At 50.5% G+C, this 19,846-nt stretch carries 17 protein-coding genes and 1 tRNA gene; 8 read left to right on the forward strand and 10 right to left on the reverse strand.

Annotated elements, in window-relative coordinates; all coding sequences use genetic code 11:
* Positions 1-49 precede the first annotated feature (49 nt).
* The gene (locus ACJ2PR_RS06745; protein ID WP_446876458.1) at positions 50-1,342 is read right to left on the reverse strand and encodes a glycosyltransferase family 87 protein; all 1,293 of its coding nucleotides are present in this window, start codon (positions 1,340-1,342) and stop codon (positions 50-52) included.
* 73 nt (positions 1,343-1,415) lie between these two features.
* Between ACJ2PR_RS06745 and ilvC the strand changes: the two genes are divergently transcribed.
* On the forward strand, positions 1,416-2,411 hold the full coding sequence (ilvC, locus tag ACJ2PR_RS06750) for a ketol-acid reductoisomerase (RefSeq protein WP_446876459.1): 996 nt from the start codon (positions 1,416-1,418) through the stop codon (positions 2,409-2,411).
* Positions 2,412-2,514: 103 nt separating this feature from the next.
* On the opposite strand, the gene ACJ2PR_RS06755 is transcribed toward ilvC, so the two are convergent.
* A complete protein-coding gene (locus tag ACJ2PR_RS06755) occupies positions 2,515-2,745 on the reverse strand; it encodes a hypothetical protein (RefSeq protein WP_446876460.1) in 231 nt (76 codons plus the stop codon).
* 320 nt (positions 2,746-3,065) lie between these two features.
* Here ACJ2PR_RS06755 and ACJ2PR_RS06760 point away from each other — a divergent pair, with 320 nt between their 5' ends.
* The gene (locus ACJ2PR_RS06760) at positions 3,066-3,932 is read left to right on the forward strand and encodes an EndoU domain-containing protein (RefSeq protein WP_446867387.1); all 867 of its coding nucleotides are present in this window, start codon (positions 3,066-3,068) and stop codon (positions 3,930-3,932) included.
* Positions 3,933-4,335: 403 nt separating this feature from the next.
* Here the strand turns inward: ACJ2PR_RS06760 and ACJ2PR_RS06765 are convergent, their stop codons facing one another.
* The 5 genes from ACJ2PR_RS06765 to ACJ2PR_RS06785 all read right to left on the reverse strand — a co-directional run bounded on the left by ACJ2PR_RS06765 (position 4,336) and on the right by ACJ2PR_RS06785 (position 9,142).
* Positions 4,336-5,055 carry an ABC transporter ATP-binding protein gene (locus tag ACJ2PR_RS06765; RefSeq protein ID WP_446876461.1) on the reverse strand — a complete coding sequence of 240 codons (720 nt, stop codon included), beginning with the start codon at positions 5,053-5,055 and terminating at the stop codon, positions 4,336-4,338.
* An 87-nt stretch (positions 5,056-5,142) separates the two neighbouring features.
* Positions 5,143-6,360, reverse strand: a complete 1,218-nt coding sequence (locus tag ACJ2PR_RS06770; RefSeq protein WP_446857473.1) for an ABC transporter permease — start codon at positions 6,358-6,360, stop codon at positions 5,143-5,145.
* Between the two features lie 20 nt (positions 6,361-6,380).
* Positions 6,381-7,766, reverse strand: coding sequence for an efflux RND transporter periplasmic adaptor subunit (locus tag ACJ2PR_RS06775; protein ID WP_446876462.1), 1,386 nt, complete (start codon positions 7,764-7,766; stop codon positions 6,381-6,383).
* 259 nt (positions 7,767-8,025) lie between these two features.
* Positions 8,026-8,769 (reverse strand): MerR family transcriptional regulator, encoded by a 744-nt coding sequence (locus ACJ2PR_RS06780; protein ID WP_446867383.1) that lies wholly within the window; start codon positions 8,767-8,769, stop codon positions 8,026-8,028.
* A gap of 232 nt (positions 8,770-9,001) precedes the next feature.
* Positions 9,002-9,142 carry a hypothetical protein gene (locus ACJ2PR_RS06785; RefSeq protein ID WP_446876463.1) on the reverse strand — a complete coding sequence of 47 codons (141 nt, stop codon included), beginning with the start codon at positions 9,140-9,142 and terminating at the stop codon, positions 9,002-9,004.
* A 316-nt stretch (positions 9,143-9,458) separates the two neighbouring features.
* Here ACJ2PR_RS06785 and ACJ2PR_RS06790 point away from each other — a divergent pair, with 316 nt between their 5' ends.
* Positions 9,459-10,556: a hypothetical protein gene (locus tag ACJ2PR_RS06790; protein WP_446876464.1), complete on the forward strand. Its 1,098-nt coding sequence runs from the start codon at positions 9,459-9,461 to the stop codon at positions 10,554-10,556.
* 67 nt (positions 10,557-10,623) lie between these two features.
* Here ACJ2PR_RS06790 and ACJ2PR_RS06795 read toward each other — a convergent pair whose 3' ends face one another.
* Both ACJ2PR_RS06795 and ACJ2PR_RS06800 read right to left on the reverse strand, forming a co-directional pair.
* A complete protein-coding gene (locus ACJ2PR_RS06795; RefSeq protein WP_446876465.1) occupies positions 10,624-11,493 on the reverse strand; it encodes an alpha/beta fold hydrolase in 870 nt (289 codons plus the stop codon).
* A complete protein-coding gene (locus tag ACJ2PR_RS06800; protein WP_446876466.1) occupies positions 11,493-12,677 on the reverse strand; it encodes a homocysteine biosynthesis protein in 1,185 nt (394 codons plus the stop codon). Before ACJ2PR_RS06800 ends, ACJ2PR_RS06795 begins: the two co-directional genes overlap by 1 nt.
* Before the next feature lie 5 nt (positions 12,678-12,682).
* On the opposite strand from ACJ2PR_RS06800, the gene ACJ2PR_RS06805 reads away from it, so the two are divergent.
* From ACJ2PR_RS06805 to ACJ2PR_RS06820, 4 genes are all read left to right on the forward strand, one after another.
* The gene (locus ACJ2PR_RS06805; RefSeq protein ID WP_446867379.1) at positions 12,683-13,015 is read left to right on the forward strand and encodes a hypothetical protein; all 333 of its coding nucleotides are present in this window, start codon (positions 12,683-12,685) and stop codon (positions 13,013-13,015) included.
* Positions 13,016-13,165: 150 nt separating this feature from the next.
* Positions 13,166-13,239, forward strand: a tRNA-Asp gene (locus ACJ2PR_RS06810).
* Between the two features lie 110 nt (positions 13,240-13,349).
* A complete protein-coding gene (gltX, locus tag ACJ2PR_RS06815) occupies positions 13,350-14,786 on the forward strand; it encodes a glutamate--tRNA ligase (protein WP_446876467.1) in 1,437 nt (478 codons plus the stop codon).
* Positions 14,787-14,902: 116 nt separating this feature from the next.
* Complete coding sequence (locus ACJ2PR_RS06820; RefSeq protein ID WP_446876468.1) at positions 14,903-15,397, forward strand: hypothetical protein; 495 nt, start codon at positions 14,903-14,905, stop codon at positions 15,395-15,397.
* Here ACJ2PR_RS06820 and ACJ2PR_RS06825 read toward each other — a convergent pair.
* On the reverse strand, positions 15,367-17,583 hold the full coding sequence (locus ACJ2PR_RS06825; RefSeq protein WP_446876469.1) for a substrate-binding domain-containing protein: 2,217 nt from the start codon (positions 17,581-17,583) through the stop codon (positions 15,367-15,369). The genes ACJ2PR_RS06820 and ACJ2PR_RS06825 overlap by 31 nt on opposite strands.
* Before the next feature lie 376 nt (positions 17,584-17,959).
* Here ACJ2PR_RS06825 and ftsH2 point away from each other — a divergent pair, with 376 nt between their 5' ends.
* Positions 17,960-19,846 carry an ATP-dependent zinc metalloprotease FtsH2 gene (ftsH2, locus tag ACJ2PR_RS06830; RefSeq protein ID WP_446876470.1) on the forward strand — a complete coding sequence of 629 codons (1,887 nt, stop codon included), beginning with the start codon at positions 17,960-17,962 and terminating at the stop codon, positions 19,844-19,846.

Below are 19,846 nucleotides of genomic sequence, written 5' to 3' on the forward strand. Positions count from 1 at the left end.
AAACCAATATGACTTTAAACTTTCTTTGAATGGTGTGGAACATTCATTCTTAAGCATTCTGTAAAAGCTCATGCCCCTTAATCAGACGATCGCGAGATTTGGGAATGGCAAAGGCAAGCGTAATTGCGTACGCTAACATTCCATTAGTATTTGTAAAAGGCGGCATCATCAGCGGCAAAACTAATACAAACTTTCCTAAATGATTGACTTTTCCAAATAGGTAAACAAACAGAGGAATATACCAGACTAGGCCCATAATCCAGGTTTGCGGATTGAATAGATAAATCGAATTCATCACCGAGAAAAACTGACGTTCAACTGGGCTATGACGCAGATAATAAAGCAGCACTGAAAACGCGATCGCTCCCACAATCACCGCACCGACCAGATTATTTCTCAAGAAGGGATTCATGTAGCCGTGAACAAAATCATGGGTTGCTCTTAATCCATTGCTATCAAAGGATTTGACCACGCGATCGACAACTGCCTGACCATGCGTACTGATCGGAACTGGACTCGATAGAGCGCCAAAAAACTGAGGCAAAATTCGTTTGACGTAGCTGGTGTAGATCGCCGGGCCAAAGTAAGCGATCGGTGATAAAAATAAAAACCCAATAAACCCAAACGTGTAAGCAATTAGCTTATATTCTCGTTTGTACAGGTAGTAGAGAACGGCAATCCCAGGAAACAGCTTGATACAGCAGGCCAGCGCTAAGAGAAATCCAGAAATTGCTTGAGGTTGACGACGTTGATAAGTGAGAAACGAGAGGATCGTCAGATAACAAACTAGAATATCAATTTGTCCTCGCTCAAAGTTGGCAAATACTGGAAAACTAGCCATCACAAACAGCAGCGTTTCACCTTTTGTTTCAAATTGGCTATATCTGACTAACTCAAACAATAACAACCACAATAGAATCAAAATAAAGATGCTGTAATACAGTTTGGCGTTTGCGTAACGCAGCATTGCAAAAGGCGCAAATAATAGCGATGCAAACGGGGGATAAATAAAGCCTGAACCTGGAGAAATATTTGCGTTGACAGGGGTATAAAATTCTGGGTGATCATTCACATGATTTAGATAAGGATCAAGTCCAAATAAAATTGATTTACCTGCAATGTAATAGGGACGAAAATCAATTTGATAAGACTCTAAAACTAAGTAAATGATGAACGCTGACGGCAGCAAGTAGATAAAATATTCGCCAAAAAATCGAGCCAGCGATCGCAAAAAAGAAGGGGACGGTGAAGTGTGAGGGGTAGACATCGACTCGATCGCCTCCATAAAAGAATGACGAAGATACTGTACAACAGAATTCTCGACACGCCGGACACCATCCAATTTTTGTGGCTTCCTTCTGATAAAATTGAGAGTTCTGATAACCCATCAAGACTTGCTGCAAGGAGACTTTCTCATGGCGCGGATGTATTACGACGCGGATGCCAATCTCGATTTACTCGCTAGAAAAACGATCGCCATCATCGGTTACGGTTCTCAAGGTCACGCCCACGCCCTCAACCTCAAAGACAGCGGTCTCAACGTGATTATCGGACTGTATCCTGGCAGCAAGTCTGCAATCAAAGCCAAAGATGCGGGGCTGACGGTTCATAGTGTGGTCGATGCCACCAAAGCCGCCGACTTTATCATGATTTTGCTCCCCGACGAAGTGCAGCGATCGGTCTACACCCAGGAAATCGAACCCAATCTCAGCGAAGGAAACGTGTTGGCGTTTGCCCACGGCTTTAACATCAATTACGCCCAAATCGTGCCTCCGTCCAGTGTCGATGTGGTGATGGTTGCGCCCAAAGGCCCCGGTCATCTCGTGCGGCGTACCTATGAGCAAGGTCAAGGTGTGCCTGCGCTGTTTGCGGTTTATCAAGATGCGTCAGGACAGGCCCGCGATCGGGCAATGGCCTACGCCAAGGGCATCGGTGGCACCAGAGGCGGCGTTCTTGAAACCACATTCCGCGAAGAAACCGAGACGGATCTGTTTGGCGAACAAGTGGTGCTGTGCGGCGGGTTGAGTGCATTGATCAAAGCCGGGTTTGAAACCCTGGTCGAAGCAGGTTATCAGCCCGAACTGGCTTACTTTGAGTGTCTGCACGAAGTCAAGCTGATTGTCGATCTGATTGTCGAAGGCGGACTGGCTACAATGCGCGACAGCATTTCCAATACAGCAGAGTATGGCGATCTGACTCGCGGGCCGCGGATTGTCACCGATGCGACGCGCTTGGAAATGCGAAAGATTTTGTCTGAGATTCAAACCGGACAATTTGCGCGCGAGTTTGTCCTCGAAAATCAGGCAGGCAAACCAGGATTCAACGCCATGCGCCGTCGGGAAGCAGAACACCCGATCGAAGAAGTCGGCAAAGACCTGCGCGCCATGTTTAGCTGGTTGAAAAAGGTTTAGAAAAGGCTGGGGTTTGAGTGAAAAGGGTTTGAGTGAGGGCGATCGCCAAAAGTTTAGACAATGCCTCAACCGACAACTCAACGCTTTAACTCAAACCTCAAATCTAATTCGTTTTTTGCTCTCCCTTCTCAGTTTGCTTGACGGCTTCCTGAGTGCGCTGTTGGGGATCTGCTTTAGGTCGCCAACTCGGAAACGCCCCCACCATCATTTGATTGAGCGAACTGCGTGCCTGAAAGCTGTAGCGACCGAGCGAGAAGGGTAGAAACTGGTCACCAAACCCGATATAGACAAGGCTGAGAAGCAGAATTAATCCAAACGGGAATCTGTTACGCATGGCAGTCGTGCGCTGTAGGGAATAGAACTGTTTTCAACACTGCGATCGACCCATCAGGATCGAATCAAACCCAATCCTGAAGCCTCCCCACCCACTCAAAGCGATGAATGCCCTTAGTCTAATGCACTTTAGGGTTATGAAGCGATGAAAATCAAGCAGTGAGTCGCGATCGCGACTTTTCTACGTAATTTTTTACATCTATAAAATTCATTTTATTCTCATCTAACCGGGAACTCTCTAGAGGCGCAATCACGTCACAGGAGTATTCAGACCGTTTCTCTCGTGTTTTGGCTTACATTGTCGTTATGAGAATCTCATTTATGTCCAGGTTGTTAAAAAGTTGTGTTGGTGGATTCTCGCTTCTGTTGTTAGGAACGGTTCCATCACTGATTCAACAAGCGATCGCTCAAGTTTCCCAGACAGATTATCAGAGTTATTCCAAACAGCGTTCTCAGTCTAATTCAAAACTATTGCCCTTTTTTGATCAAGTTAACAATCCCGTTGCGGTTGGCATTCCCAGAAATCAGCGAGTTGATATTACGCCCAATCCGCCTAGCTTGAATGCCTTTGATCAGAAAGTGTTGCAGACTTGCGGAGCCTTTGGCAGCAAAGTTAACACGGTCAGCCTGAGACGATTGTTTGCCGAGTCTCCGGATGTGGTGAGAAGTGTGAAGCGATCGGTGGGCGGCGAGTTGTTTCCGGGACGCAGCAGCGATCAGCAGTTTCGCGACGACTTGATCACCGTCTGGTCAGACAGAAGTGGATTTGAGCATATCTTTTGTGGACAAATCAAAGGCGCGCGGCAGATTGGTGGACTGCATTTTGCGGGCAGATATTTGCAGCTACAAACTCAAGGCATTGCTGGACGATTGCCCAATAATTCTAGAGCCGAAGAGGTGATGGAGGGCGGAATTTATACCCTGGGGGTCGAGGTGAGACAGGGCGATCGCATTGTCACCAGAGATACTAAAAAAGGCTACTCCTATGTGAGCAATGCTCAAGAGATTTTGACCGACGCGACCCAGGCTTTCAAAGCTTTCAGAAACAGGGGTCAGCAAGCTTGTCTACTTACCGTGCGCGATAATGCGGCTCCACCCTTTAAAGCGGTGTTTGTCAAAACAAATCGAGCGATCGTCACCTTCTACCCAGATGCCACGCCCAAAGCCGGTGAAGTGTCCTGCAATTAGCCCTCGTTCGACAAAACATTTAACTTCAAAGCGCTATCCCTCTTATGCCACTTTAGAAGAAGTAAAATTGCTAAAAAACGATGTAACCTTCTCCCAGTAAGCGTTTTAGCATTCACAATTCGTTTCTATTCCTTCGCGAGAGTAGTCAATAAAGTGTGAATGCTAGAATGCCTTCGGCAACAGCCAAGCTCCCGCTGCTGATTCCTCGTATCGTGACATCCGGTGTGACCACAGAGCGTTCAGTACCTAGTGTATTGTCAGGCACAATTTGCGCTAAACTGCTTTTACTCGCTTCAACTAAGAGTATTGTGACGAGAGCTGCTCAACATTCTGATGACGAGAGAATACGAGCTTAGTCCGATCGCGACCTAGTATGAATGACTAAAAAATCACACTGAGGTCATCAGGCGGCCGTCACCGTGCCCAACTCTTCAGGCGCGAGATATGGCTTTCTGACTTGCCCATCTTTGAACCAGATGACACGGCGAGTACAGCGGGCCACATCCGGTTCGTGTGTGACCATCACGACGGTCATGCCACTCGCATTCAGTTCGGTGAAGATGCTGAGAATTTCTTTGGTGGTTCCAGAATCTAACGCGCCCGTCGGCTCATCTGCCAGCAAAAGAACGGGACGATTGACAATAGCCCGCGCGATCGCCACCCGTTGTTGTTGTCCGCCTGACAATTGATTGGGACGATTGGCCAGCCGATTTTCGAGTCCCACTTTAATCAGCGCCTCTTTCGCCCGGTTGTGACGCTCCTCCGACGGAACGCTGGCATAGACCATCGGCAGCATGACGTTTTCGAGCGCACTCAACTGCGGCAATAGATGAAACTGCTGAAACACAAAGCCCAGTTTGAGATTGCGAACGTGCGCCAGATCTTTGTCCTGAAGTCCCGAAACGTCTACCCCGTCTAAGTAGTAGCGTCCGGCAGTGGGGCGATCGAGACAGCCAATAATATTCATCATCGTTGATTTGCCTGATCCAGAAGCGCCCATGATGGCGCAATATTCGCCCTGTTCGACAATCAGCTCCACACCCGCCAGAGCATGAACTTCAGTCTCGCCAGAGCCGTAGACTTTGGTGACTTCTTCGAGTCGGATGATCACAGGTTGGGGCATGGGGAGGGATGAGGGATGAAGGATGAGGGATGAAAGAATTGGTTGGTGGGAGTTGAGGTCTCGCGTTTTGTTTGGAGGATGACAGAGTTAGGCACTGCGGAGGGCGACGATCGGGTCAAGTTTTGCGGCTTGGCGGGCGGGAATGACTCCAAAGACGAGTCCGATCGTGCCGGATACACTTACGGCTAGGGCGATCGCCATCGGTGCGACACCTGCCTGTAGGGGACTGAACGCAGAAACGAGGAGAATTCCACTCACTCCGACAGCGGTGCCAATGAGGCCACCTGCGGCTGATAAGAGAACGGCTTCGATCATGAATTGGACGAGGACATCCTGTTCGGTGGCTCCGATCGCTTTTCTTAAGCCGATTTCTTGGGTTCTTTCGGTGACAGAAACCAGCATAATGTTCATGATGCCGATGCCGCCGACGAGGAGCGAGATTCCGGCGATCGCGGCCAGCATTGCGGTGAGGCCTCCAGTAATCGTGCCGACGATGCGAAGGATGTCTTTTTGAGTCTGGACGGTGAAATCATCTTCGTTGACGATTTTGTGTCTCAGGCGCAGCAGGTTTGTAATCTGAAATTCGGCCGCTTGGACACTTGCTTCATCTTTGGCAGATACCGAAACAAAGGTGAGATCCAGTCCATAGGGTGAAGTGCGTCCGGTCAGCAGATTAGCTGTCGTCGTCAAGGGAATGTAAACTGCATCATCCTGATTGCTGCCCAAAAATGACCCCTTCGCCTGCATCACTCCAATCACTTCAAAACTAATGTTGCGGATTCGTATCCGCTGTCCGATCGGGTCTTTGGTGCCAAAATAATCCGCCGCTAACTCAGGCCCCAAAACAGCAACCTTGGTACTGCGATCGAGATCGGCATTGGTCAAAAACCGTCCTTTAGCCACATCAAAATCGCGAACTGAGAGAAATTCTGGGGTCGTCCCCACGACTAGAGAACTGCGGTTGCGTCCCCCATACACGATCGGCTGTTGAGACTGTCTTTGAGCCGCGACTTCTTTGACCGAAGGAACTTGAGTGGCGATCGCAATGGCATCTCCCCAGACCAGCGTTCTCGGCAAGTTAGTCGTTCTCTGTCTGGCCTGACCTGACCCCGGCGTAACAAAAAGAACGTTCGGCCCCAATGACTCAAACTGTTCAGAAGCGAGTCGCTGTGCCCCTTGTCCAATACCGATCATAGCAATCACCGAAGCGTTGCCGATGATCATTCCCAGCATGGTTAAGCTACTTCGCAGTTTATTCGCAGTGAGCGTTTTGACTGCCATTTTTCCACTTTCAAGCCAGTCCATTGCCATATGTTTCTGCTGTCCTATTTGTTGGTGTCGCCATCAATGATTGTTTGTAGTTTTTGCCCTTCGGGAAGCTGTACAAAAACCTGATTGCCTGCATTCAATCCTTCGGTAATTTGGGTTTGATTTCCCATGCTTGTGCCGATCGTAACTTCCTTAAATTCTGGTTGATTTTTTGCTCCTGGGACGAGTACGCCCGTTTGTCCTTGGCGGGTCACAACTGCGACCGTTGGCACCATCAAGGCATTGTTTAATTGGTTACCTAAGAAACTTAAATCGGCATTCATCCCCGATCGCAGCTTGTTTTGCCCCGAAAGTAACTGAATCCGCACTTGAAACGAGGTGACATCGCGATCGACGACCGCTTCGGGCGCAATCAAACGAACTCGCCCCTTAAAGACTTCCTGCCGAAAAGCGTCTACTCTCACCTCAACCGACTGACCCTGCTTAATGTTGCCAATATCCACTTCGGGCACCTTAGCCAACACTTCTAACTCAGTGGCGAGGGCGACGATCGACGTTGAAGTCGCCGAAGAGGTCGCCGAAGCAGAAGTCGTCGGGGTAACAAAGGCTCCCACACTGGCGTAGCGTTGCGTAATCTGCCCTGCAAAAGGCGCACGAATCACCGTATCCGCCAAATTAGAATCAATCTGCTTGACCTGAGCCACCGCAGCCGCTACTCTCGCCTCCGCCTGACCAATCTCCTCACGAGTCGCCCCGTTGCGTTTTTGAGCAAGCTGCTGCACCGTCTGACTGTATTGAGCTTGAGACTGACTTAGCTGGGCGCGAACTTGGTTTAAAGCTTCCTGGGCGCTACGTTCTTTGCGAAGAAATTCGTCGAGCGAGTTGGCGGCGATCGCTCCCTGGTTGGCCAGTTCTCTCTGCCGTCGAGTCTGGGTTCGAGCGAATTCTAACTGCGATTGAGCATCGGCAATCTGCCCCTGGACGCGGTTGATCTCACCCTGGGCACGGGTCACTTCTGACTCTGATTGACGAATCTCTTCGACACGAGTCCCAACTTTTAGCTGATTGAGCCGCTGTTGGGCTTCTTCGAGGCTGGCAACCGCCTGAGCGCGTTGGGCTTGCAGTTCGTTGTTTTCCATCCGAGCAATCACTTGACCCGCCTCTACCCGATCGCCCTGCTCGACATACAATTCTGCAATGCGGCTGGGTGTTTTGGGACTGAGATTGACAGTCTGAACGGGCGCGATCGTGCCACTGGCCGTAATTCGCATCGTCAAGGTTTCAGACTTCACCGGGGTCGTCAGCGTCTTGATATCTGCCTGCGGAGTCGCCTTGCGCGAAGCCCAATAAGTACCCGCCGGGATCGCAATCACCCCAGCCACCATCAACCCCAGCAGCCATCGAGGGAGCTTTTTATCTTTACCAACAAAAGGAATTTGCATCGATCGCATCCTGAAACAAAGATTAAGCCGTGAAAGAACTGAAAATGCCCAGACCCTCTAGCCCCCATTCTAGTCAACCCCACCAGACAACTGCCCAGAGTCAGAAGCCCCCCGTCTAAAGTCCCCTGTCCAAAGTCTTCTGTCTAAAGTTCCCTGTTCAAGTCCCCTGTCCAAGTCCCCTATCTAACTTTTTTCTTTACACCTTGACACCCTGGAAGTGATACGAGAAACTGGTGCCCCTCTCACCCATCGTAGAAGCTCACGATTCTGATCCTTCTAGAGCTGCCACCGCTCTACTCAAATATTCAGAGGTAGCCGAATTAACAACCCCCCGACTGGCAACGTCCGCTCCTTCTTGCTGATACATCGTGTGCAGTGATCGTTCAATTCCTGCATCCCCGCCTGTAAATTCATGAATCAACGCGAGTGATTGTCGAGCCAACCTTAACACTGACTCGCTAGTTGGATCGGTGCCCTTTTCCATCTCAGTGCGAACCTGCTCCAGCAGTTCCTGCCATTCTAGTTCCACTTGACGAATTCTCTCCTCACCCACCAACTCCTGACGTTGCTTGAGCGTTTCTAATTGTTCTGGCGTGTAGTACTTTTCCAACATAGAAATAGCCTCAATGGTTTGAATTAAAGTCGTGACAGAAACAGATTCTGCTGAGTTTAGGGTCTGTGCGATCGCTTCCAATCGGGTGAGCAATCGATGAGATAAATCAATTTGTTCGCGTAGACGAGTGAGATGTAACTGAATAATGTGATCAAGTGAAGAATCAGGCTGATCCAAACACGATCGAATGTCCTCTAAAGAGAACCCAACCTGCCGCAGCGACACAATTTGCTGCAATCGAATAATGTCCGCTTCGTCATACAGTCGATAACCTGTTTCGGTACGATGAGAAGGCGACAATAAACCGATTTCATCGTAGTAGTGCAACGTCCGAACAGAGACTCCTGTTTGTTTTGCTAAATCGCCCACTTTCAACCCCGTGGTTTGCATCCTGTTCCTCCTTGATTTGCTCTAACTGTGAACGAGTTCATCCTAAAAGCCTCACGTCACGTCAGAGTCAAGGGGTTTTGCTAAAAAAGTAGAAACAGCAGTAGGGCACTCATTTCCTGGTTACAAATCGTGTCAATGCTTGACCAATAATCGACCTTCTGCCCAAATCAGCGAAGTGAAAAGACTTCATCAAACTGGCTTAACATGAGCCGCCGAGCATTTAAGCAGCAGGTTAAAAGAAAGAAGTCTGCTCTGTGCGATCGCCCATCTCAATCGAGAAACAGAGCCACACAAGACAGATTTTCTCCATGCTGTGTCCTCCATTGGGATAGATTTGGCGATAGAAATCTTCTAACTGTGAGGCTTGATACAAACCGGGTCTGTTGATCCGTCAGAGAACCAGGGAAATCTTAAGATTGTCTGCCTGGAGTCGATTTGTCAGTCATCAGAAATCAGTATCATAGACACAGCGTTATTGATGCTGACCAACGTAAATGCTAAGAATGAGTCTGTGGGTCAACCTTTTCGGCAACCTCTGAGATGGCTCCCCAGCAGAAATTCTGAAAAGCGCATTCCATAATCTTTTATAGAAATGCAAAAAGCTTTCGGATTCCTTCTTAGTCTGACTGCATTTAGTACAATATGCTGACTGATGCAACTCTGCCCTCAGCCCGTGACGATGATAGCCTATGAGTCCCCTGCCCAACCGTCCTCTCCAACCTCCCAAGTCTCCCGCATCCCCCCAGGCCCCCCTGGATGAGCAACCCCTCAACGATGCTTCTTCTGAGACTCATAAAGACCCTGCCGAATCGACCCCATCTAGCTCCTCAGAGACCTCCTCAGACACGGCCCCGCTGACTCCCCAGCGCCCGTTGATGCGTCCGGTGGCCAGACCAGTCATGCCACCCAAAGCGATCGAGCCTGAGCCGACTCCGCCTCCTCCCATTGTAGAGGAAACGCCAGAAGCGCCTCCAGATGACGGATTGCGCCACAAGCCCATCCCAGCACCGAGTGAGCCAATGCAGTATCGAGCGATCGGTCTCCTGCGAGGTCGCTATACCGCATCAGAAGAGCAATTTACCCGTGGGACGCTGTTCACCACCGATGGCACCGAAATTCAGGCCGTCCTATTGGGTCGGGTGATGAGTCTGGTGAGAAATCATCTGGACTTAGAACAAGACCATCTCTGGGTGGTGTATCCCCGCACCCGCGAGAAAGAAGAAGATCTGCACGCTCAAATCGTCGGAGTTTGGGAGCCAGAGAAGCTGAACAAGGCGGAAGAGGGAGACGGCGAACCTTCAGAAGATGAAGAACCCCCGATCGTTTACCAACCTTCGTCAGAAGCGGATGATGACTATTTCTCGATTCGTGGAGAAGTAATTTTTCACACGCCCGAAGAAAACTCTCTGGTGGTGAAGATTCAGCAAGCGCCTCGCAAAAAAGACGGCAACCGCAGCAAATGCTTCAAGCTCAAACTTGAAGGAACGCTGACTGGTAAGGTCGTTGGCTATTTTTGGGATCTGCAAGTTCGCAGACGGGGCGACGGGCTGGTGATTGAGAAGGGAACCCCGATCGGCATGATTCCGCCTAAGAAGAAGCCCAAATCTTCGTTTAGCAGGGGGAGCGGCGATCGACCGAGACGAGATTTTGCGTCACCGCGTCCGTTTAACCGGGCTGGAGGTGCGTCAAAACCAACCGCTGGGGCACCGTCTACCCCCGCACCTGCGCGCAAAGATCCCTTACCAAAGCCTGTTAAAAAGCGGGACACAAACACAACAGAGGCTTAAAGGTCTTCAGTCTGGCTGAGTGATCAGGGGTGGATTTCGATCCATTCCTGATTATTTTTTTGCAGGCTTATTTCTTGTAGACGATGAACCCTGCGATCGCATCCAGTAAAGCTTCTGGCTCGTCGGCTCGAATGGCGTGACCGCTGTTTTCAAAAATTCTTAAGTCAGCGTTGGGAATCACTTTAGCCATTTCTTCTGAAAATTCGGGCTGGCAGATCCAGTCGTGTCGGCCAGCAATAATCAGGGTTGGAGCCGTAATTTTGGGCAATTCATCCAAAACACTGTAGGTTTTTAGAAATCCACCGAACGCGACATTGATGGCATCGATCGAGAGAATGGTGCGATTCCAACTCGCGGTCTGGTCGGTCTGGTCAGTGGGATCGTAGGTGACCGAGTACATCGATCGCATCACCTTAAAATATTCCCGTAGCTGATCCTCCGTTTCAAAGTTGCCATTCCAGAGGAATTGAGCGATCGCTTGCTGTTCTTCGGTGCCTCGTTCTGCCAAAATCTCTTGCGCTCGTTGCAGAAATCGGAAATCGGGGACGGTGGCGATCGCAATCAAATGGGACACATTCTCAGGATGGCGAGTGGCATAGGTCAGAGCCACCATGCCTCCATAGGAGCCGCCAATCACGACAATTTTGCCCAATCCCAAATACTGACGCAAAGCTTCCATGTCTTCAACGTTGTGATCCAGCGTGTAGGTCGTTTTGTCGCCCCGTGCCGATCGCCCCTGTCCTCGATGGTCAAAGTACACCAACTGCATTTTCTGGCTCAGAGCAAAAAAAGTCGGCTTGTAGGACGTGTGATCCGCCCCTGGGCCGCCGTGAATCAGAAACGCCACTGGTTTTTCTCGCATTCGAGAGCCGTCGGGCACCAGTCCTGACCCTTCAATATCAAAGTAAATTTCGGTGCCCCGGATTTTGGCAAACATCAGCGACCTCTCAAATCTTGGGGAATGAATGCCCGATCGTTGGGAATCGGGGCAACCGCTTCAGTTAGCGTAAATTTTCCTTCATCAATCCACTGCTTTAGCTCGATCGCCACCTGTCGCGCTAGATGGATACTCGATAAAGGGGCCACTCGCACGGATTTACCGTCGATCGCCACTCTGCCAGATTTGAGTTGAGCGTAGCTGACCAATCCGAACGTAGGACGAACCCGCCGAGGAATCGAAAAATCGACGATCGGAGCCACCAGATCCTGATCCTGCACTGCACACCGTAAAATCACTTCCTCAGTCAAAACGGGCAGCGGCACGCCTACACCCAACATCAGCGACGGGCCATACCCTTTGAGATAGCAGCCTCTCACCCAACGAGTCTCCATCTGTTTTGCGTCACCAATCAGCGCCAGGGTCGCAGCGGGCCCGATCGGCGTGCGGTTAGGCAGTCGTTTTTGTAACGGAAAGTGCTGAGTGCCTTCCCAGGTCACATAACCGATCGCGCCTCCCAAGAAAATTCGCGTACCAATCCCGATTAGCTGTAAATCAGGATCATTTAGCAACGGGGAAATCGCCCCTGGATTGGAGTAAACCGCATTCGCTAATCGAGGTTGTAGCGGGCCCAAATAAGTGAAAAGGGGACGATCGCCGCCATTCACCCCAACAATAAAATTCTGGTAGAGATTACGAGGATTGAATAGATAAAACTGATTGATCGTTTCGCGAGTAATTGTCGTCTCAAACGAGGCACGAGGGTAACAGTCTGTCACCTGCCCGATCGCCCGCAAATGCACTGACTTTCCCCCAATCAAATCCTCGATTACATGCCCACCGCCCCGATCTCGTGAGTCCTCATTGTCCAAACCGTCTCCGATGCCCGAATACTCCACCATTTGAGAGGCACCGAGATACAGATCGACCGCCCCAAACCCTGCATAAGCCGACACGCCATCGACCCAGCACTGACGGATCTTAATGGGTGGATCAGTCTGCCCCAGATTCAAAATTGCCCCAGAAGACTCCATCGGCTCAAAGGTGCCCGTCGTCACAACATCGACTTCTTTGGCTGCTTGAGTCACGCCGACTTCTGCAACTCGCGCTTTCAGGGCTTCGACGGTGAGAACAGTGGCCTGATGGCGATCGATTTTGTCATTGATTTCGGCAATAGTTCGCATGAAGCTTGGGTGCAACGCTCGATCGCTATTATCCCTCAGTCGATCGCCCAACTTGCCTTCAGATAGATGAGAAGCCGTTTGTGAAGCCGCATTCTGGTAGCGTACTCAAAAATTTATGGGAGAATTCCATGCTTTTGCAGGAAAAACAAACGGGCAACCTGGTTGAAATTTTAGATCTAGAATCTTTATTTAACCCCGCTCAAGACGAAACCAAAGGTCGGATTCAAGAAGGGCAAGAAGAGCAAGACCCGACTCCGTTTCGCAAAGAAGCGCTGCTGTTTCCTTCGGGCGAAGACTTGCCGCTCTGCTGGCGCGATGCAGACTATCGTAAAAAGTAGTGAATTAATTGAAGCTATCCAGTTTCGCTAACTGGTGCCGATCGCCCGCCAAAAAGCCTTGTTTCAAAAAACTTTCGCAAAACGTTTGACAAAAGAAGGGTCGATCGGCACAATAGAGATCGCGCTGAAAGGTTGCGACCTCAGAAATGAGGGACTGTAGTTCAATTGGTTAGAGCACCGCCCTGTCACGGCGGAAGTTGCGGGTTCGAGCCCCGTCAGTCCCGTTAAGAAGTAAGGATGAAGGATGAGGGATGAGGGATGAAGTAAAATTCATTCGTTGTCTTAAAGAATTCATCCTTTTTCTTTTTTATCCTTTTCCTTTACCCTTTTCCTTATGATTCGTGTTCGTATTGCCCCCAGTCCTACCGGAAAGCTTCACATTGGCACCGCTCGAACGGCTGTGTTTAACTGGCTCTTTGCTCGTCATCAGGGGGGGCAGTTCATTCTGCGGATTGAAGATACGGATCTGGAGCGATCGCGCCCTGAATTCACCGAAAATATCTTGGAGGGCTTACAGTGGCTCGGTCTGACCTGGGACGAAGGCCCCTTTTATCAATCGCAGCGGCTACAGATGTATGAGAAAGCGGTCAAAACGCTCTTAGACAACGGGCTGGCTTACCGCAGTTACGAAACGCCCGAAGAATTAGATGCGATGCGAGAAGCCCAAAAAGCGCAAAAAGAAGCGCCTCGATACGACAACCGTCACCGCAATTTGACAGCGGAACAGGAAGCCGCTTTTGTCGCAGAAGGTCGTAAGCCTGTGATTCGGTTCAAAATTGAGAACGATCGCGAGATTTCCTGGAACGACATGGTACGCGGCAAAGTCACCTGGAAGGGTCGCGATCTGGGCGGAGATATGGTGATCGCGCGGGCAGCAGAAGGCAGCGAAGTGGGGCAGCCGCTCTATAACTTTGTCGTTGTCGTCGATGACATTGACATGCAGATTAGCCATGTGATTCGGGGAGAAGACCACATCGGCAACACGCCCAAACAAATTTTGCTGTATGAAGCGCTGGGAGCCACCGTTCCAGAATTTGGGCATACGCCGCTGATTCTTAACTCGGCTGGGGCAAAACTCTCGAAACGGGATGGCGTTACCTCGATCGCCGACTTTCAGCAAATGGGCTACACCGCAGAGGGGTTGGTCAACTACATGACGCTGCTGGGCTGGTCGCCTCCCGATTCGACTCAGGAAATCTTTACGTTGGAAGAGGCAGCAGCGGACTTTAGCTTCGATCGCGTTAACAAAGCTGGCGCTAAATTCGATTGGGACAAGCTTAATTGGTTAAATAGTCAATATCTGCACAATATGCCTGTGGACAAGCTCACCGATCTGCTGATTCCCTATTGGCAAGCAGCGGGGTATGAAGTTGATCCGGCAGATCGTTCCTGGTTAGAGCAAACGACGAGTCTGATTGGTGCCAGCTTGTCTCGCCTGCAAGAAGCCGTGGAGATGACGCGCTATCTGTTTGTCAGCGAGATTGAATTTGACGAAGAAGCGATCGCTCAACTCAAGCAGGAAGGTGCGGCGGCAGCCCTCAAGTCCATCCATGAAACACTCTCCTCTACTTCTCTGACCAGCGAAAGCATTCAGGAAATCATCAAGCAGGTGGTTAAAGAACAGAACGTCAAAAAAGGGGTGGTGATGAAATCGCTGAGAGCCGCGCTGACGGGTGCGATGCATGGGCCAGATTTGGTGCAGTCCTGGCTGTTGTTAAGTCAGAAGGGATATGATCGTTCTCGACTCGAACGGGCCGCGACGATCGCCTAAAATTCAGTATTGAAGTTGAGGATTCTTAGAGCCTAACAACTCTGCCCTCAACGAGAAACTCTCTTGCCAAAAAGACCGTCTTCGAGAACCAGACACGTCAAACGCGAGAAACACCAATGCTTAAGATTCATTCCGAGCGAAAGTGCAGATGGGCAGTGTTGGTATTTTCAGCCATGATAGGAGGCGCGATCGTCTCCATGCCTGCTCAAGCCCAAAGTCCCCCAATGTTTCAAAACGCCACACTTAGCCCCAAGTTTTCCCCCGACCCCACAGAGTTGAAGGGAATTACAGGGGGATCAGTTGCCGCCAAAGAGGTTGCAGGTCGGGCAGATTCTCCGACGGGTGGCTGTTTGGGCTTTATGGATGCTGCCCCCAATCATACGATCGAGCTAAAAGCCGCTTTCAAATATCTCAAGATTCAGACGCAGAGTTCTGAAGACACGACGATCGTCATCAAAGGGCCGGGCGGTGTCTGGTGCAACGACGATTTGCAGGACAAAAATGCTGGAATCGAGGGAGAATGGCTCCCCGGCAGCTATCAAGTCTGGGTCGGCACCTACCACAAAGACAAAGCAACCCCCTACATTTTGAGGATTACAGAAGTCCGGTAGAGGTTAGCGACCCCTTGCGGGTAACTCGAAGCGATCGCCGCCTGCAATGGATAAAACCCTGTTTCTCGGATTAGTTCTTGTCCTAGCTGAGTTTGCAGTAGCTTAATCAGAGCCTCTCCTGCCTCTTTGCGTTTGGCTCGCTGGGGGTCATTGTCTTGACGCACGATCGCATACAGCCTGCGAGTTAGCCGCTCTGGATACTGGCCATTGGGCTGAAACGCTTCTACGTTAACTTTGTTCTGATCCTGCTCTGTACAGCCTGGCCCTCGCTTTCCTAAATTACCCTGGTAAGGCGCGACCCACCCGCTGCTGGCCCCCGGACTAACCGAAATCGGCTTTACCGTACATTGTCTGACTGCTTCGGAAGCCGTTGCATAATAAATGCCCCCCGGAGCATCAGCAACTCTCGCTATCCCAGCACTCAACGAGCCACGAGTGTAATTTTCTTGAGGAATCTTGAAGTCTTCGTTACCTAGCACTTTTTCTTTGAAGTCTTTGGCCGTGCCGGAGGTCTGTGGCGGATTAGAGAAGGGCTGAATGGTCAAACTGGGCAGAGACGGATTGATTTGCTGCCAGTTCGTAATTTTGCCTGTGTAAATGTCTTTTAGCTGCCCGATCGTCAGCCCATCCAAATTCAAACTGGGATTCACGACCACAGCAATCCCGTCAATGGCGATCGCAACCTGCTTGATCCGCACTTGTTTTTGAGCGGCGCGATCGTAATCTTTGGTTTCCAGTTGAGTTGATGAGAGCGCAATATCGAGTTCGCCATCGATCAACATCTGAATGCCGACTTCGCTGCCGTTTTCTTCGGGCGGCTTCACATAATCTAAATTAAAACTGCTTGGAACGCCCGGAAGCACCTTTAAGCCATTTGCCAGACGTGACAACGTGCCAGACCCGCCATACTTCACTGTCATTGCCGGAAACTGAATCTGACTGATTTCGATCACGCCAGGGCTAGGTTCTAAAGCTGGAATTTGGGGTTTAGTCCAATTCAAGAACCAGACTCCACCTGCAACCAATCCCAAAACTGCAATGCTTCCCAAAATCAGCTTTTTACTACGGTTCCCTGACTCTTTTGGCAGTGGATCTGAAGCGATCGCAGCGACCTTGCCAGCTAACTGCTCCCAAGTGGGCGGCTGTACCGACTGACCGATACTGATTGCAGGCAACCAACAGACCCCCGGATATTGATTAAAGCCTTCCAGCCGTTGCCGCGCCTCTCGAAACGAGCGAAAAAACGATCGCCCTTCCGCAAAGCTTTTCAAAAACACCTTGAGAAATTTGGCAGCCGCATCATCGGGAATAGGCTCTCGCATGACGATCGTGCAGGGCAGTTTTAACTCAGCCAACTGTCTTGCCAGCCCCAACCCATCGCAAGAATTGAAAATACAAAGCTGTAATCGTTGAGCGATCGCCGATCGTAGGGCCTGTTTCAGTTCACCAATCTCTAAATCATCGGTGTCAGAAAGGGCAATTTTGCCAATCTCCCCACTGGCGTTACTGCTGCTGTGTCCCGTGAAAATAAAAATTTCGTAGGGGTGAGTTCGCAGCTTTTCGAGCAGCGTGTGGCGACTGGGCTGTTCCAAAATTTCTACCACTGCGCCGTTTTTCTCAACGCTTTTGATAGCTTCCAGATCTGCGAGAACCCCTTTCTCAATGTTTTGCGTATTGCCAACCACGACCAAAATCTTGACGAGTCCCGACCCAGGTAAAACAGCAGGCGGCTGAAACCGTTCACAGAGAGCAATCTCGGCATTGTGAAAGTGGTCTTCAAAAAACTCCCATTCCTGCCAGGGAAACCGCCGTAGCCGATGATCCTTGACATCCAGCAAAACTCGAATCTCACTGCCAGCATTTTGCGCCAGCACTTGAGCTAACCTTTCCCGCGCCTTTTGCCACTCCTGACCGCCGTTGAGCCACTCATCCAAGTGCGATTTGAGCGTTTTAGCAAAGCCCGCGATGTCTAATTCTGAGAAGTTTGTCCTTGTCGGGATGGGCGTAAGGCGAAATCGTACGCTGTCCAACCCTAGATAGGCTTGCCGCCAGTCCTCAAACGCCTGAGTCAAGCCTTCAGGAATCGCACTAAGGTGCCCTTCTGCGAGTTCTTCGCCGTCTGAAAATAAGATGAATTGAAACCTCTCCTGCTCGGCAATTTCCCTTAGCTTTAGCCTGATCAGCATCCAAGCACTCCGAGAATTCTGTTTCTGATTCAACTTTAAGATAGCTATATCACGAAAGGAGCGATCGACCACGTATTCCCCAACACGGTCACCTCTCATCTAAGCAAATCGATACCAAGCAAGCGCAGCATTTCTGAAGCAAGGGAATGGCATCAGACCTCATATCTTTAACCTGATTGCTGGATGTCTCCCAATTAGGTTAAATTTAATTAAGATATTTCTCATTAAACGTCTGGAAATCGAATCAACTTTCTCAGAAGCGCCTTTACAGAGCGGAAATCTACCCACTTAAATCCGCGCTTCCCCTTGAGGAAATTTCACTTTTGTTTAAGATCGAGACTTAACCGTTGTTGCCACATATAGAGGTTGCCAGTTTATGAAAGCTTCCTGGAGAACCATCCTGCTGTGGGCCTTGCCTGCACTCGTTATTGGATTTTTCCTATGGCAGGGGTCATTTGCTCCTAATCCCGCCACGGTGAGCAAAAACACCGCCAGCACCCGCATGACCTACGGGCGATTTTTGGAATATTTGGATGCCAATCGAGTCAAAAGCGTTGATTTGTATGATGGTGGGCGCACTGCCATTGTTGAAGCGATCGACCCCGAACTGGAAAATCGGCTACAGCGTTTGCGCGTTGACCTTCCGGGCAATGCTCCCGAATTGATTACTCGTCTGAGAGAATCCAACATTAATTTGGATTCTCACCCTGCTCGCAACGATGGCGCAGTTTGGGGACTTTTAGGAAATTTAGTCTTCCCCGTGCTGCTGTTGGGTGGCTTATTCTTCTTGTTCCGCCGTTCTGGAAACGTTCCGGGTGGCCCAGGTCAAGCCATGAGCTTTGGCAAATCTCGCGCTCGGTTCCAGATGGAAGCCAAAACGGGCGTGTTGTTTGACGACGTGGCAGGCATCGAAGAAGCCAAAGAAGAACTGCAAGAAGTCGTGACCTTTTTGAAAAAGCCAGAACGCTTTACCGCAGTCGGTGCCCGGATTCCTAAAGGCGTTTTGCTGGTCGGGCCACCTGGAACGGGTAAGACTCTGTTGGCAAAAGCGATCGCAGGTGAGGCTGGCGTGCCTTTCTTCTCGATCTCTGGATCTGAGTTTGTCGAAATGTTTGTCGGGGTGGGGGCTTCTCGCGTCCGTGATTTGTTCAAAAAAGCCAAAGAGAACGCACCTTGCATCATCTTTATCGATGAAATTGACGCAGTGGGTCGCCAGCGGGGTGCAGGAATCGGCGGCGGTAACGACGAACGCGAACAAACCCTCAACCAGTTGCTGACCGAGATGGATGGCTTTGAAGGCAACACTGGAATCATTATCATCGCTGCGACCAACCGCGCCGATGTCTTGGATTCTGCGCTGCTGCGTCCGGGCCGATTCGATCGTCAAGTTACGGTCGATGTCCCCGATATCAAAGGTCGTCTGGAAATTCTCAACGTCCACGCTCGCGACAAAAAAATTGCTCCCGAAGTTTCACTCGAAGCGATCGCCCGTCGCACTCCCGGATTCTCTGGGGCTGACCTCGCCAATTTGTTGAATGAAGCGGCTATTCTCACCGCCCGTCGTCGCAAAGAGGCGGTCACCATGCTGGAAGTGGATGATGCCGTCGATCGCGTCGTCGCAGGCATGGAAGGCACACCGCTCGTGGACAGCAAGAGCAAGCGTTTGATCGCTTACCACGAGATTGGACATGCTGTGATTGGCACGCTGGTCAAGGCTCACGATCCTGTGCAAAAGGTGACGCTGGTTCCCCGTGGACAGGCGCAAGGGTTGACCTGGTTTACGCCTTCTGAAGATCAAGGGTTGATTTCGAGAGCGCAAATCCTAGCACGCATCACGGGTGCTTTGGGTGGTCGGGCTGCTGAAGAAGTGATCTTTGGGGATTCCGAGGTGACGACTGGAGCCGGAAACGACTTGCAGCAGGTCACAGGAATGGCGCGTCAAATGGTGACTCGGTTTGGCATGTCCGATTTAGGGCCGGTTTCGCTTGAAAGTCAGCAAGGCGAAGTCTTCCTGGGTCGGGATTGGACGGCGCGATCGGAATACTCCGAAGAAATCGCCGCTCGCATCGATGCTCAAGTCCGCATGATTGTCGAACACTGCTACGACGATGCGCGCCGGATCATGCGTGAAAATCGCGAAGTCATCGATCGCTTAGTCGATTTGTTGATTGAGAAAGAAACGATCGACGGCGACGAGTTTCGTCAAATCGTAGCTGAATATGCGAACGTTCCTGAAAAAGAACGCTATGTGCCTCAGCTGTAG

The organism is Phormidesmis sp. 146-33 (assembly GCF_052939515.1).